This window comes from Pseudoalteromonas sp. PA2MD11, from assembly GCF_017808125.1.
Lineage (GTDB): Bacteria > Pseudomonadota > Gammaproteobacteria > Enterobacterales > Alteromonadaceae > Pseudoalteromonas > Pseudoalteromonas simplex.
Genome location: NZ_JADKNF010000004.1, coordinates 39,199 through 53,413, shown reverse-complemented (window position 1 = coordinate 53,413; position 14,215 = coordinate 39,199). Strand labels below are relative to the sequence as shown.

General features: G+C 41.7%; 12 protein-coding genes. 1 reads left to right on the top strand and 11 read right to left on the bottom strand.

What is annotated here, in order from left to right:
* Positions 1-36 precede the first annotated feature (36 nt).
* The 10 genes from mdoH to ISP07_RS06520 all read right to left on the bottom strand — a co-directional run bounded on the left by mdoH (position 37) and on the right by ISP07_RS06520 (position 10,715).
* Positions 37-2,019, bottom strand: coding sequence for a glucans biosynthesis glucosyltransferase MdoH (mdoH, locus tag ISP07_RS06565; RefSeq protein ID WP_138599593.1), 1,983 nt, complete (start codon positions 2,017-2,019; stop codon positions 37-39).
* Positions 1,991-3,709 (bottom strand): glucan biosynthesis protein, encoded by a 1,719-nt coding sequence (locus ISP07_RS06560; protein ID WP_187490639.1) that lies wholly within the window; start codon positions 3,707-3,709, stop codon positions 1,991-1,993. Before ISP07_RS06560 ends, mdoH begins: the two co-directional genes overlap by 29 nt.
* Positions 3,710-4,061: 352 nt before the next feature.
* Entirely contained in the window at positions 4,062-4,262 is a 201-nt protein-coding gene (locus ISP07_RS06555) for a hypothetical protein (RefSeq protein WP_370625252.1), read from the bottom strand.
* Positions 4,263-4,358: 96 nt separating this feature from the next.
* The gene (gene panC, locus ISP07_RS06550) at positions 4,359-5,210 is read right to left on the bottom strand and encodes a pantoate--beta-alanine ligase (RefSeq protein WP_209327148.1); all 852 of its coding nucleotides are present in this window, start codon (positions 5,208-5,210) and stop codon (positions 4,359-4,361) included.
* Complete coding sequence (gene panB / locus ISP07_RS06545) at positions 5,211-6,005, bottom strand: 3-methyl-2-oxobutanoate hydroxymethyltransferase (RefSeq protein WP_199530151.1); 795 nt, start codon at positions 6,003-6,005, stop codon at positions 5,211-5,213.
* Between the two features lie 29 nt (positions 6,006-6,034).
* Entirely contained in the window at positions 6,035-6,523 is a 489-nt protein-coding gene (gene folK / locus ISP07_RS06540) for a 2-amino-4-hydroxy-6-hydroxymethyldihydropteridine diphosphokinase (protein WP_054551177.1), read from the bottom strand.
* A gap of 2 nt (positions 6,524-6,525) precedes the next feature.
* Positions 6,526-7,812, bottom strand: a complete 1,287-nt coding sequence (pcnB, locus tag ISP07_RS06535; protein WP_324616110.1) for a polynucleotide adenylyltransferase PcnB — start codon at positions 7,810-7,812, stop codon at positions 6,526-6,528.
* Between the two features lie 292 nt (positions 7,813-8,104).
* Positions 8,105-9,049, bottom strand: a complete 945-nt coding sequence (gluQRS, locus tag ISP07_RS06530) for a tRNA glutamyl-Q(34) synthetase GluQRS (RefSeq protein ID WP_209327147.1) — start codon at positions 9,047-9,049, stop codon at positions 8,105-8,107.
* A 20-nt stretch (positions 9,050-9,069) separates the two neighbouring features.
* Complete coding sequence (dksA, locus tag ISP07_RS06525) at positions 9,070-9,513, bottom strand: RNA polymerase-binding protein DksA (protein ID WP_054551179.1); 444 nt, start codon at positions 9,511-9,513, stop codon at positions 9,070-9,072.
* 212 nt (positions 9,514-9,725) lie between these two features.
* Complete coding sequence (locus tag ISP07_RS06520) at positions 9,726-10,715, bottom strand: AraC family transcriptional regulator (protein WP_209327146.1); 990 nt, start codon at positions 10,713-10,715, stop codon at positions 9,726-9,728.
* Between the two features lie 147 nt (positions 10,716-10,862).
* Between ISP07_RS06520 and ISP07_RS06515 the strand changes: the two genes are divergently transcribed.
* Entirely contained in the window at positions 10,863-13,406 is a 2,544-nt protein-coding gene (locus tag ISP07_RS06515) for a penicillin acylase family protein (RefSeq protein WP_209327145.1), read from the top strand.
* On the opposite strand, the gene sfsA is transcribed toward ISP07_RS06515, so the two are convergent.
* A complete protein-coding gene (gene sfsA / locus ISP07_RS06510) occupies positions 13,396-14,115 on the bottom strand; it encodes a DNA/RNA nuclease SfsA (protein ID WP_209327144.1) in 720 nt (239 codons plus the stop codon). The genes ISP07_RS06515 and sfsA overlap by 11 nt on opposite strands.
* Positions 14,116-14,215 lie beyond the last annotated feature (100 nt).

Genomic DNA, 14,215 nt, shown 5'->3' with positions numbered 1-14,215 from the left:
GACGAAAAAACCGCTCAGTGAGCGGTTTTTTTTCGTTTAGCTTTTAGCAAATAATTTTGCCTTAATGCGTTGCTGAGCAAGACGTACTTGCTTACGCTTTTTACCCGAGGGAGCCTTAAAACTTTGAATTGGCATTACCGTTGGGTATTCATTAGGTAGTGCAGGTACACTAAAGTCAGCGTGCTCATCCTTAGGTAAACCAATTTCTTGTTGATGTACTCGAAGTGCCGCTAAGGTATCATCGTTTTCAACTTCACTTGGACATAAGAATAAGCCCATTTTACGCATTTTCACACCTAAGCCGATGCTGCTTGAGTAACGTACAATTGGCGCTGCTAAAATAAGGCCCACTAAAATAGGTGATAACCACCAAAAGAAGGTCGGTGTGTAATAGTAAGCAACCGAGCCCCAAATAATCGCGGTAATAGTCGAAAATAACGTATAACCAATCGCTTCCTTCCACGGTACCATTCTACCTTCACGAGGCTGTGCATCCCAGCTCACTTTTTTACCTAAAAATACGCACACGACAAAATAGCTATGGAATACCATCATTAGCGGCGCAATCACAATAGCAAAAACCGTTTCGATGAGTGAACCTGCAATTAGCTTCATCGTGCCACCAAAGGCTTTATTACGGTGTACTAAAGTCACAATAATACCCATTAATTTAGGTAGTAACAGTAATACGGCAGTAATGAATAACAACGAATCAATTAGATCCGTTTTGGCAATTTGCCAGGTTGGGAAAAGCTGATAAGCATGGTTAAAGTATACGTCGCTATTAAGAGCACGAGTCACTGCATCTAAGGTACTTAATGCCAGCATTGATAACCAGATTAACGATGAAATATACGCTGTGGCACCAAATAAAAAGTGCATTTTACTCATTAGCTTAAGGCCTGATTTAGGCAATAAACCTAAATGCTGGATATTTCCTTGCACCCATCGTCTATCTCGAATTGCGTAATCGAGAATGTTACTTGGCACTTCTTCGTAGCTACCTTCAACATCACTCAGCAGTAACACATCCCAGCCACTACGATGAAGAAGTGAAGCTTCAACAAAGTCATGACTTAAGATTTCACCGCCAAATGGGGCATTGCCTTTTAAAACTGGCAGGCCGCAGCATTTTGTAAATGCTTCAACGCGAATAATTGCATTGTGACCCCAGTAGTTTGCTTGGTTTGTTTGCCAAAAAGCAGAACCAGTTGCCAACATTGGGCTATATAAAATCGATGCAAACTGTAAAAAGCGACCAAAAAACGTGTCTTGGCGAACCGGAATAGGGATCGTCTGGATCAAACCTGATTTTGGATTGCTGATCATGCTAGAAGTCAGTTCAAGCATACATTGACCCGTCATAATGCTATCGGCATCAAGCACAATCATATGATCGTATTGGCTGCCCCAACGTTCACAAAAATCAGTTAAGTTACCTACTTTACGGTGTTTGTTGTCTTCACGGCGACGATAAAAAGTATGCGCAGCTAAATCACCTAAACGCTTAGTGAGAGCATTCCATGCTTTTAGTTCATTACGTGCGATTTCAGGGTCTTGCGTATCACTAAGTAAGTAAAAATCGTAATGTGGCATTTGTCCTGTTTTGGCTAGCGAGCGAAGGCTAACCTCAAAACCGGCAATTACACGCTCTGTATCTTCGTTGTAGATAGGCATAACAATGGCTGTTTTCGTTTGGCTCAAGGCATGCTGATTAATCTCGATTGGCTTTTGACGTTTTAAGGTCAACGGGTCAATACGAAATAATTGCAAGATAAAGCCCATACAGCCACTACAAAAGGCTGTAACAATCCACGCGAAGGTGACTGTAAATAATGCCAGTAAAGCGTACTCAAGCGGTGTCATGCCGTTAGAATTTAAAATATCGAACATGATCCACACGCCATAGGCGGTAATGCTGAGCGCTAGGCTCGAAAAAAGCCAAGCGCGGGTTTTCTTAAATGGCATTGCTGTTGCTTCTAACGCTTTACTATTGGACGTCGTTTGGATACCAGACATAGCTCCATACCTCGCTGATTTCTTTATCACGTAGTTTTAACGATAAGCGCATATCAACTGGCTTATCTCCCTCAGGCGCCACTTTAAAGGCTACGCGCCATCCTTGATTATTTGGTAACTGCTGTACCGTTTTATCGCTTATTTGCCCAGCAGAGAGTGTAAGATCCGCTTGCATGGCAAAATTAGCTGATAGTTGATTAATGGTTTCGCCACTAAAATCAACGGTAAATTGGCGGTGGCTTTTTGGTGGTGGATTGTCTTCACCAGGTAATGCTGCACTACCAATTCGAGTTCTTAACACACTCGCTTTATCTTGAGTTGCAAGCGTGGCATTGAAAGTCGAAAGCTTGTAACTAAAGCTTAAGCTGTCACCGGCTTTCATTGGCTGCTCTGGCACCCAGTAGCTAACAATATTGTCGTTGGTTTCTGTATCTGTTGGGATCTCTACTAACTCAACGCGCCCTTTACCCCAATTACCTTCTGGCTCAATCCACATACTCGGACGGTTGTGATAATGTGCTTCGGTATCAAGGTAGTTATTAAAGTCACGGTCTCGCTGTGCAAGACCAAAGCCTTTCGGGTTCTCGTAGCTAAACGAAGTGACACTTAGCTTCTTCGGGTTATTCAGTGCGCGCCAAACCCATTGACCTTGTTCTGATTGCATTAGAAGGCCGTCAGAGTCATGTACTTCAGGGCGGTAGTCGTCGAAGAACTTTGTACTGTTTTCACCGTGGTAGAACATACTTGTTAGCGGGGCAATACCAAGCTTTTTGATGTCTTTGCGGGCGAAAATTTGCATTTGAGTTTTCACTTCAGTGTTGGTCGAAGGTGTTAATTCAAAACGATAGGCGCCCGACACAGATGGGCTATCTAATAATGCGTAGAGCACGATAGTGGTATCTTCGGGTGCTGGTTTTACTAACCAGAACTCTTTGAATACAGGGAATTCTTCACCTGAACTAAGAGCAGTATCCACCGCAAGACCTCGAGCTGACAGACCATATACTTGATGCGGACCAACTAAACGAAAATATGAAGCACCTTGGAACACAGCCACTTCATCTTTGTACTGGTTGTTGTTCAGTGGAAAATGCAAACGAAAACCTGCATGGCCAAGTTGTGTATTGGCAATCGCAGTACTGATCTCTTGCTCTAACGGGGCAGCAGTTGCATCATAACGATAGTAATCTGTTTTAAAAGGTAAACTTTTTACTTCAGCGTTTTGTTCAAGAGTATTAATTGCAACCGGTGAACGATATAAAAAGCCTGGGTGGAACAACTGCACTTCATAAAGGCTTTGATCTTTCCAAATCGCTTGCTCAGTACGAAAACGGATTGCACGGTAGTCTTGGTAATTGATGCTTGTGAGCGCCTCAAGTTCAAGATCTTTCGGGGCTACATAAGGCTCTGAAGCGAGTTTTTTAGCACGCGCAGTGATAACATCAAATAGCTTTTCTTGGGGAATAGTGATCATCTCAGGCTTAAGCTCAACAGCAGCCTTTTCCTTTGAGGCCAGTTTTTCATTTTCGGCTGCTTGAACTTTAACGGCTGTTTGTTCTGTTTTAGTTACGTTTGATTGATCTTGTTCTTCAATTGCGTATGTATGACCTGCGCTCATGGCTAATAATACGCCCAATAAGGTCTTCTTTTTAGCAGCACTGAAGAGCTTGGTTCGAGTTTCTGGTCTCATTCAATTTTCCTTTAGCCGTAAATCACGTTAATTCATTCATATCCCTTAGCAATTACTGAACCCAAAATAAAAACTAATAATCTCAATGACTTTGAGTTGGTGCAGTTAAATGCGAAGAGTAAAATTTTGAAATTAGTGAGAAACAATTACATGGTTGCAGTTGTTTATTCGTCACCAATATAGAGAAGTTTAATGAACGAAAGCTTGCCCTAATATGAATAGATTAAAGGGTAAACAAAAATATGAACAAAATTACCAGAGGCTTAATTATGGAAATGAAATTGTAATCGAGAAGAGAAGTGCAGGCACCGAACAGGTTTCAGTGCCCTAATAAGCGAGCTAAAAGTAAGTATTATTTAACTTCACCTAATTTTTCGGCATTAGCTTTACATTGATTATAAGCTTCGATGCACTTGTTACTACACACCTTATGAACTAAGCCATCAGCAGTGCTTTGTTGTTCACAGCTTGCCTCGCATTGGTAGTTTTGTTGAGCGCATTGTTGCATTTCTGGGTTTTCTATTTTATTTGAGCAGGCAGACAGTAATGTCATAGCAAATAATGTTGCTGCAATTGCAAGTAGTTTTTTCATGCTTATCCCTAGTTTATGTCTTTTCTTTGCAATCCATCTTACCCAGATTATTGCTATTTAATCCAGCTCAACTTGTAAATTGTCAATTAAACGTACTGAGCCCAAATAAGCAGCAGCTAAAATAACAAGTTGTTTATCAGCCGTTGTTGCAGGCTTTAATGTTGAGCGCTCTGCTACCGCATAATAGTCAGGTTTAAGGCCTGCACTTTCAAGCTGTGCTTTTGCATCAGCCTCAAGTGCTGCAATGTCTGCGCTGCCTTGTTTCAGTGCAGTTGCAGTATTATTTAGTGTGGCAAACAGTACTTTTGCGGTGTCTTTTTGCTCATCAGATAAATAGCCATTACGAGAGCTCATTGCTAACCCAGAGATTTCACGGCAAGTAGGTACGCCAATTATCTCTACAGGGATAGATAAATCGCGTGTCATGGTTTTTATCACTTGCAGCTGCTGAAAGTCTTTCTCACCAAAACAAGCAAAGTCAGGCTGTACTAAATTAAATAACTTAGTGACAACGGTTGCGACGCCTTTGAAGTGGCCAGGGCGCGAGCCGCCACAGTAACCCATAGAAACACCCGGCACATCGACAAAGCTTTGTTCGCCTAACCCATTTGGGTAGATTGTCTCAACGGAGGGTGTAAACACGATATCAGTACCGAGTTCAGCTAAACCTTGTTTATCTTCGTTAAGTGTACGTGGGTAGCTATCAAGATCTTCGTTAGCCCCAAACTGCATTGGGTTCACAAAGATACTCACAACCACTTTATCAGCCAAGGTTTTGGCTTTTTCAACCAGTGAAAAGTGACCTTGGTGTAAATTGCCCATAGTAGGCACTAGTGCAATGCTCAGGCCTGCTTGACGCCAAGCTTTGATTTGGCTGCGTAACGATTTGATTTCAGTGATTGATTGCATTTATTTAAACTCGTGTTCGGTACTTGGGAAAGCACCACTTTTTACATCTTCACAATACTTTTGCACTGCTGCTGGCATATTGCCGGTTTCTAATAAGAAATTCTTTGAAAACTTAGGAATATAGCCTGCTGAAATACCAACTAAGTCGTGCATAACTAAGATTTGTCCATCAGTTTGATTACCTGCTCCAATGCCAATAGTAGGAATGTTTAGCTCATCAGTAATACGTTTAGCAAGCTCACTTGGTATGCATTCTAAAACAAGTAACTGCGCACCTGCCGCCTCAAGTGCTTTCGCATCGCTAACCATTCTATCGGCTTGAGATTGCTCACGACCTTGAATTTTAAAACCTCCAAATACATGCACTGACTGAGGTGTTAAGCCTAGGTGGCCACATACTGGAATACCTTGTTGAGTCATCGCACGAATGCTGTCGTGCAGCCATTCGCCACCTTCAAGCTTGATCATGTTTGCCCCAGCACGCATCAGCTCTGCAGCATTTTTACAGGCATCAGTTGGGTTGGCATAGGTCATAAAGGGTAAGTCAGCAATTACAAATAATTCGCGGCTACCAGCACGTACGCAGCGTGTATGATAAGCAATCTCTGTGTTGGTTACTGCTAATGTGTCATCAGCACCTTGCAATACCATACCTAAAGAGTCACCAACTAAAATCACCTCGACGCCATTATCATGAAACAATTTAGCAAAACTGGCATCGTAAGCTGTTAATGCGGTGATTTTTTGTTGTTCTTGTTTCATTTTATTCAAGGTTGAAACGGTGATTTTAGACATAATTTCCTCTAAGGCTTAGCCTTGGTTGATTACTGCTGAGGGAGTTGTTGTAAATCGTTTAAAGGCAACGTTTTTGTTATATCAGCAAGTGATTGATTATTCGGTAGTACAAGTGTTGGTGCAATTTCCAACAAGGGATAAACAACAAACTCTCGCTCTGTTAGGCCATAATGAGGCACGGTTAAGCGAGGGGTGTCTATTACGTCATTACCGAACAATAAAATATCTATATCAAGGGTACGCGGACCCCAGCGCTGTTCTTTTCTCACACGGCCATGCTCAAGCTCAATGGCTTGCGTTAAATCAAGCAACTGCTCTGGCATAAGTGCAGTTTTAACACATGCGACCGCATTTACATAATCGGGTTGATCTTGTGGCCCCATGGGTTTGCTTGCGTAATCATGGGATACACAAACAAACTCAACATCTTCTAATGCTTTTAGGGCAGCGACAGCAGCATGAATTTGTTTACGTGGCGCGTTTAAATTGGCACCTAAACCTAAATAAACGGTATGCATACTTAGTCTACTTTTTTCTTGCGTGGGCGACGACGGCGCTTAGGGCCACCTTGGTGTCCTAAATTTTTAACCATCTCTTTTTGGCCGTTGATGTCTTGGCTTAGGTAGGTTGTCCACCAATCAGCAAGCTCTTTTTGCTGCTCTTCACCAGCTTGCACACGCAATAGTAAGAAATCATAGGCTGCCTTGAAGCGAGGCTGTTGAGTCAGCCTATAAGCACGTTGACCACCTCGTTTATCAAGACGTTGCTGAATATGCCAAATATCGCGTGCACCCAGTGTGAAGCGTTTTGGTACTGCTACATGTTGTGCGTTTTCACTCAGTACTTTGTTCATCGCTTGTGCAAATGCATCGTACTCTGAAAGTTGATCGCGTTGTTGTAATTTTTTAGCAATGCTCAGTAATGGGAACCACAAAAGGGCTGCAAAAATAAAGGCTGGAGTGACTTTTTTATCAGCATTAATACGTTTATCGGTGTTTTTAAACATTTGCAGGATAAACGTATGTTCAAAGCCTTCAGGGTTGGCATCTAAGATCTTATCAAGCGCAGGGAATAATGCTTTGAATAAACCATACTGGCGAAGCATTAAGTAGTTTTCTTCTGCTTTGCCGTTTAAGAATAATTTGAGTGATTCTTCAAACAAACGAGCTGGCGGAATATGGTCGAGTAAATTAGCAAGGTCTTTAATTGGCTTTTCGGTGCCAGGTGCAATGCTCATTCCTAGTTTGGTGGCAAAACGCACTGCGCGTAACATGCGCACAGGGTCTTCACGGTAACGCGTTTCTGGGTCGCCAATCAGCTCTATTTGTTTTGCTTTTATCGCGCTAATGCCATTGGCATAGTCATAAATACAAAAGTCGTTAATTGAGTAGTAAAGTGCATTAATCGAAAAGTCACGGCGCTCGGCATCTTCTTCGATGCTGCCATAGACATTGTCGCGCAGAAGTTGGCCGTGCTCGCTTGATTGACTAATTTGATTTTTGCTTTCTTCGGCTTCGTGATGGCCGCGCATGGTCGCCACTTCAATAATTTCTCGACCAAACACGATATGGGCTAAACGAAAACGACGACCAATTAGACGACAGTTACGAAATAGCTTTTTGATTTGCTCAGGGGTTGCGTTTGTTACAACGTCGAAGTCTTTGGGTTGTTGGCCTAACAATATATCTCGAATACAACCACCTACAAGGTAGGCATCAAAACCACCTTCTTTAAGGCGGTACAATACTTTGATTGCATTTGGGCTAAATTGTTTGCGTGAAATACCATGTTCACTGCGTTCGATCACCAAAGGTAACTCGCTCGTTGGCAAAGCATCACTTGATGTCGTGGCATTTGGGCCAATAATCTGCCGACAAAATTGAAAAAGCTTAGAAATAATAATCTGTCTCCTACGACGCGGACTTTGCGACTCATCAAGTATAGCGTTTGTTTGATACTTCGCCGATGTGAGATTGACGTGTAATCAGTGTGTATTAAATGGCGCTAAATTAAGGTGTTGATGATTCGCACACTTTGGGTCGCTATCATATACCAGCAAGGCTGAAAAATTAAGTTACTCGGCCTTTAAAATTGGCAATTTATTTTTCAATAGTAACAAAGTTACAAAAAGGAGAGTTAGGATCCTCGCTAACTTGTATTTCTTGCACCTTTGGTATGTGTTCAAGGCGGTAAGTTTCAACAGCCCAAGCTAACATCTGTTCGATACTTAACGATAATAGTGAACTTTCTGGCTTTAAACCTAAAAAACGCAAGGCATCGAACAACGCGGGCTTTGGATTTGATTTTGCTATTGCGGGGGCGTAATTTTGCTTTGATAGCTTAAAACCTGGTTTAGCTACCGCTAAAGGAAGGTGGGCGTATTCTGGAGCCGGTTTATTTAGTTGCTTAAACAAACTAAGTTGTCGTGCAGTCGGCTCGAGTAAATCAGCGCCGCGAACGACTCTTGTAATACCTTGTGCGATATCATCGGCGACTACGACCAGTTGGTAAGCAAATAAACCATCGCTGCGCTTTATTAAGTAATCTTCTTTGGCAAGTTGGCTATCAACATACACTTCACCTTGAATTAAATCATGGTAGTGACTGGTTGCAAATTGCTGGGTTAAACGTAGCGCTGAATCAGTTAAAGCGTGGTTTTTATACCGGCAGTGGCCTTGGTATATTCCACCGATTGCTTTAATTTCTTTGCGCGTGCAATGACATGCATAAACAAGGTTTTGCGAAATTAACTCGTCTACAATGGCTTGGTATTGCTCATGGCGCTGGGTTTGGTATATGACGGGCTCGTCCCAGTGCAGGCCGTAAGCCTCTAAGGTGTGTAATATATCGTCGCTAGCACCGCTTACAACACGCGTTGTGTCGATATCTTCAATGCGTACTAACCATTTTCCTTGATTGGCTTTTGCATCAAGGAAGCTACCCACAGCCGCTATAAGTGAGCCAAAGTGTAATGGCCCTGAAGGGGATGGCGCAAAGCGGCCACGATACTCACGCATTGGCGTGTTAACGGCTGTGGTAGACATGGGCTAATTAAAGGATGTAATTAACCGCGTCCAGATTGCTTTTCTTTAATTTCCGCAAGCGTTTTACAGTCTACACATAAATCAGCTGTAGGACGCGCTTCTAAGCGGCGGATACCTATTTCGATACCACATGATTCACAGAAACCAAAGTCATCTTCTTTGATTAATTGAATCGTTTTTTCAATTTTCTTGATCAGTTTACGCTCACGGTCACGAGTACGAAGTTCTAATGAGAATTCTTCTTCTTGTGCTGCACGGTCTACTGGATCCGGAAAGTTAGCTGCTTCGTCTTGCATATGCGATTTAGTACGGTCTACTTCGTTACGTAAATCGTTACGCCAAGCTTCTAAAATTGTTTTGAAATGAGCACGTTGTGCTTCATTCATGTACTCTTCACCTGGCTGTTCTTGGTATGGTTCCAACCCGGCCTGAGCCAATAACCCTAGTCTTTTTTGGTCTGGCATAACTTTCTCCTAAATCCTTAATATTTTGCCCAGCGTTAGCCGGCGGCTATAAATAGCAGAATCATTAGACTGAGGCAAATTTATTTTTAATTAATCCTCTTGACCTTGTGCTAATGATTGCTCAAATAATTATGGGCGATTTGGTAAGCCCTTAACTACTCGTCATTTTTTAAAATTTGCTAAGTTATATGGGCAAAAAAAAATAATACAACTTAAATAGTATATAAAGCTAAAAACTTTTTTGGCGTGGTTTTGTACCAACGCTTAAAGGCGCGTTGTAGAGCGCTTTGTTCAGAAAAACCTAACTTGTTGCTAATTTCCAGTGCAGATAGGCCTTTTAGCAGCATCTCTTTTGCAAGCAGTTTTCGTTGCTGATCAATGAGTTTAGAAAAACTAAGTTGCTGATTTGAAAGGTGACGTTGTAAAGTGCGTTTTTTAATATTGAGTTGAATTGATGCTTGTTCAAGGGTGGGGATGTGAGGCAATTGGGTATTAATGAAAGTAACTAACTGCGAGGCATAATCATGCTGTGATACAGCTGTATCGACTTGAGATAATAAAATGTTTTCAAGCTCGGGGTTAGGAGATTGCAATCGACATTTAAGAATAGATTTACTAAAAATAAGGGAGTTTGAGTTAGCTGAAAACTCAATAGGGCAATTAAAAACCTGTTTATAAACAGCTAAACTTTCTGGGGTTGGGGTCGGCCTAGTCAACTGTACTTTTTCAAGGCTAACATCGGCATGATTGTGACAACAGTGCTTAGCAAATGAAAGCCAACTGCTAAATAATTCATCTACCATGTAATGCTGTATGTTACTTTGAGCATGCCAGCTTAGACGACAAAACTCGTCTTCAGAAACGAGCTCAATGTGACCAATGTTTCGTATTGTTTTGCTTAATCTCTGTGCATGCTCCAGTGCTTTTTCTAAGTTTTTGCTCACTAATGCTACATGACCCAGTAACCCCCAATTTTGTGCTTTTAAAGAGTTGCCAAACTCCAGCCCAATATGCTCTTGTTGTAATATTTTATCGCCATAGTGTATGAGTGACTCATAGTCAGCGATAGGAAAGCGGGCGCTTACATCGTCCAAATCTTTCAGTCGTTCACCGAGCAAAGCTTCAATTTGTTTGCTACACATGCCTTGGCGTTCTAAAAAAAATACAAGTGAGCGAATTATCTGGCAACTGATATAAAACATAGGTCATTCATAGTTATTATTATTTTAATAGAAGTAACGCTGCATTAGTTGGCGCGCAAAGTCAATTTTTTGCGTGAAAGGTCAAGATTTAGCCTACTATTTAAGGCAAGCTGGGGGGTGGACATACAATCATAATAAGGATCCACAATGAAACTCAATCCCCTGCTAATCGGTATTGCTGCGGCTTTGCTCGTCGGCTGTAATTCAGATAAAGATAACAATGACACCACAGCTCCCGTTGTTATCCCTGACCCAGATCCAGTTGTAAAAGTAGATATTCCTGCATTTTCCGAAGGCAATACGTTACAAGCGAATGTGCGATGGACAACCTATGGTGTACCCCATATCACAGCAGCAAATTTAGAGAGTTTGGCGTTTGGAGCAGGGTTTGCATATGCAAAAGATCATGCTTGCTTATTAATGGACCAAATTATTAAAGTGCGAGGCGAGCGCTCAAAATACTATGGCCCAGATAAGGTTGTTGGTAGTGGAGATTCACAGCACTTAATATCAGACTTTGGTTATAAAGCATTAGGAGTGAATGAGTACGCACTGCAACATTATGATGAACTCAATGAAGACAGTCGCGCCCACTACGAGGGGTTTGTACAGGGGTTTAATAAATACGTAATAGACACCGGTGTTGAAAACCTTGCTCCAGAGTGTGCATCGCAACCTTGGGTTACTCAACTAACAGCACAAGATATGCTTGCCTATTCAATGGCTACCGTGCAGTTAGCCAGTTCAGCTAATTTTTTAGAGTTAGCTTTTTTTGCCAACCCTGGGGATAGCAATGAATATTTACCTGTACCAATGAGTGGTGCTCCTTCAGCTGTTTCTAGTATCACTAACAACATTGCTCAGCAAGCTGCGCAATTTAAACTTGAAAAAAAATATAAACATTTGGGTTCAAACGGTTGGGGCCTAGGTAAAGACATGATGGCCAATGGCAAAGGAGGATTACTCGCTAATCCACACTTTCCTTATTTGGGAAATTTGCGGTTTTGGCAGTCTCATTTGACCATACCTGGTGCTATGGATGTAATGGGGGGGAGCCTTCAGGGAATGCCGGGCGTTATTAATATTGGCTTTAATGAGCATGTAGCTTGGACGCATACTTTTTCGACTGCGCGTCACTTTTTAATTTATCAATTGGCTTTAAATGAAAATGATAGAATGAGTTATAGTGTTGAAGATGAGCAGTACTCAATTACTGAAAAAGTCGTTACTGTTGAAGTGGCTACTGGTGCTGGCAGCACAATTGAGTTGAGCAAGCCCTTTTATTATAGCCATCATGGATTAATGCTCGAAACACCTGTAGAAAATGGCTTAGGTTGGAGTGATACTCAAGCATTTACGATAAAAGATGCTAACGAATTTAATATGGATGTCGTTGCTCAGTGGTCGGCTTTAAACCAAGCTGTAAGCCTTGAAGATATGAAAGCAGCCTTTGCTGAGTTTGATGGTGTGTCTTTCAATAACACCATGGCAGCAGACAAAGAAGGTAATGTCTTTTATGTTGACGATAGCACGGTTTTAAAGCTTGACGATCAAGCGAACTTAGCCATTCGATTACAACCAGAGCTTGTTGCTTTGAGAGAGTCCGTCGGTTTTGACATTGTTCCTGGCAATATGAAGCTATTTGAAAGCCAAGGCAAAGTACCATTTAACGAAGCGCCACAATTAACACGCACAGATTATGTACAAAATTCTAATGACAGCTATTGGGTTACTAATCTTAACGAGCCACTCATCGGCTTTGCGGCTCAATATGGTGATGTGCATAAACCCCTATCACTAAGAACAAGAATGGGATTGAAGCTTCTTCAGCAAGGAGGAGGCGAAGATGCTAAATTTACCTTGGATGAGTTAGAGCAGGCATTAGTTGGTAATCACTTTTACCTTGAGAGTTTAGTGTTTGAAGAGCTGGCATTACAATGTTTTGCACAAGGGGACTTACCAATTGAATTAAGTAACGGTACGCAAGTTGATATCAGCCAAGCATGTGATTTATTAGCTAATGCCGATGGTAAAATGAACTTAGATACGCAAGGTGCTGCTTTATTTCGCGAGTTTGCGCACTTATTTAACGCAAAAGAGCATCTTTATGACAATTTTGATGTGACTAACCCTGCTAATACGCCAAATACATTACGCAAAGATAAAGTTGCTTTAACTGCATTGGCACATGCTGTTTATAATTTACAAGCAAATAATGTTGCACTGGATAGTCGCTTAGATGAATTACAGTTTGTCGAAAAATCACTTGCCGGTGGCAGTGGCTCAGGTGAAAAGCTACCTTGGGCTGGTCCTATGCATGTGGAAGGTGGGTTTAACGTGTTCAGGTATGATCGCAGTAACTTAACGCGTTCAACACTAATCCCCTACACGGATTATGCTGTTCTAAATGATGCTGTGACGGGTAAACCTCTTGCATCAAACTTAACGCCGCAGGGATACCCTGTTAACTATGGCTCTAGTTGGATGTTTGTAATGAACTTTACAGAAAATGGCCCTGAGGCAAAAGGTTTGTTAACTATGTCACAAAGTTCAGACTCACATTCAGAACATTTTGATGATCAAAGTCGCTATTATTCTCAGTCGGCTAAGCTTAGACCTTTACTTTTTAAAGATGAAGATATTGAGCTTAACCTGATTGATGAAGTCGACCTGTCAATGACTAAGCAATAAAAGGTACTTTTTCAGCCAGTCTGATCTGGCTGGCTGAAATTTCTGCTTTATAAGCAATCACTTCAACCCCTTTTTTTATAGCTTCAGTCAAAAGCTGGGCATATTTCGGATCGATATGTTCTGCTGCACTTACTTGATTGATACCGTCGTGTAAAACTGCAAAAAGCAGAACGGCACGATGCCCTTGCTGTACCATTTCTACTAATTCCCTGACATGTTTTTGGCCACGTTCAGTTTTTGCATCCGGAAAATACCCTTGTCCGGAGTGTGGTTCTGTTTGTGAAAGTAATGTCACAGATTTTACTTCTACATAGCAATGGGGTTTATGTTCATCTGTTAGTAAAAAGTCGATACGGCTATTTTCTTGGCCGTATTTTACTTCTGCAGCAATGGTTTGATAGTCAACAAGTTCAGCAATCGCGCCTGTATTTAAAGCTTCTAGCACAACCTGGTTTGCAATAGCGGTATTAACACAAATTAAGTGGTCGAATTGGTTCTGAGTTAATTGCAAGGATTGAGGGTACTTACGTTTAGCATTATCACTGGTTGAATAAAAAGCCTTAAACCCAGGCTCTGCGCAGCCCGTCATTTTGCCTGTATTAGCACAGTGAGCTGTAAACTCAGCGCCATCGGCAGTTTTTAAGTCGGCTAAAAAGCGCTTGTAGCGCTTAATTAAGGTGGCTGATTGTAATGCAGGAGCAAACTTCATGACTCTACCTGATTGGTTTTTATTTATTGTAAGTGATTCATTACGCGGATTAAACCACACTTCATAACGCTATTTATCGCAAGCTGTTGGGAACTGACGT

Excerpts from the sequence above, each read along its gene's own strand:
- ISP07_RS06560 (WP_187490639.1), bottom strand. The coding sequence starts at position 3,709 with ATGAGACCAGAAACTCGAACCAAGCTCTTCAGTGCTGCTAAAAAGAAG.
- ISP07_RS06555 (WP_370625252.1), bottom strand. The coding sequence starts at position 4,262 with ATGACATTACTGTCTGCCTGCTCAAATAAAATAGAAAACCCAGAAATG.
- panC (WP_209327148.1), bottom strand. The coding sequence starts at position 5,210 with ATGCAATCAATCACTGAAATCAAATCGTTACGCAGCCAAATCAAAGCT.
- ISP07_RS06515 (WP_209327145.1), top strand. The coding sequence starts at position 10,863 with ATGAAACTCAATCCCCTGCTAATCGGTATTGCTGCGGCTTTGCTCGTC.
- mdoH (WP_138599593.1), bottom strand. The coding sequence starts at position 2,019 with ATGTCTGGTATCCAAACGACGTCCAATAGTAAAGCGTTAGAAGCAACA.
- folK (WP_054551177.1), bottom strand. The coding sequence starts at position 6,523 with ATGCATACCGTTTATTTAGGTTTAGGTGCCAATTTAAACGCGCCACGT.
- gluQRS (WP_209327147.1), bottom strand. The coding sequence starts at position 9,049 with ATGTCTACCACAGCCGTTAACACGCCAATGCGTGAGTATCGTGGCCGC.
- sfsA (WP_209327144.1), bottom strand. The coding sequence starts at position 14,115 with ATGAAGTTTGCTCCTGCATTACAATCAGCCACCTTAATTAAGCGCTAC.
- panB (WP_199530151.1), bottom strand. The coding sequence starts at position 6,005 with ATGTCTAAAATCACCGTTTCAACCTTGAATAAAATGAAACAAGAACAA.
- dksA (WP_054551179.1), bottom strand. The coding sequence starts at position 9,513 with ATGCCAGACCAAAAAAGACTAGGGTTATTGGCTCAGGCCGGGTTGGAA.
- ISP07_RS06520 (WP_209327146.1), bottom strand. The coding sequence starts at position 10,715 with ATGTTTTATATCAGTTGCCAGATAATTCGCTCACTTGTATTTTTTTTA.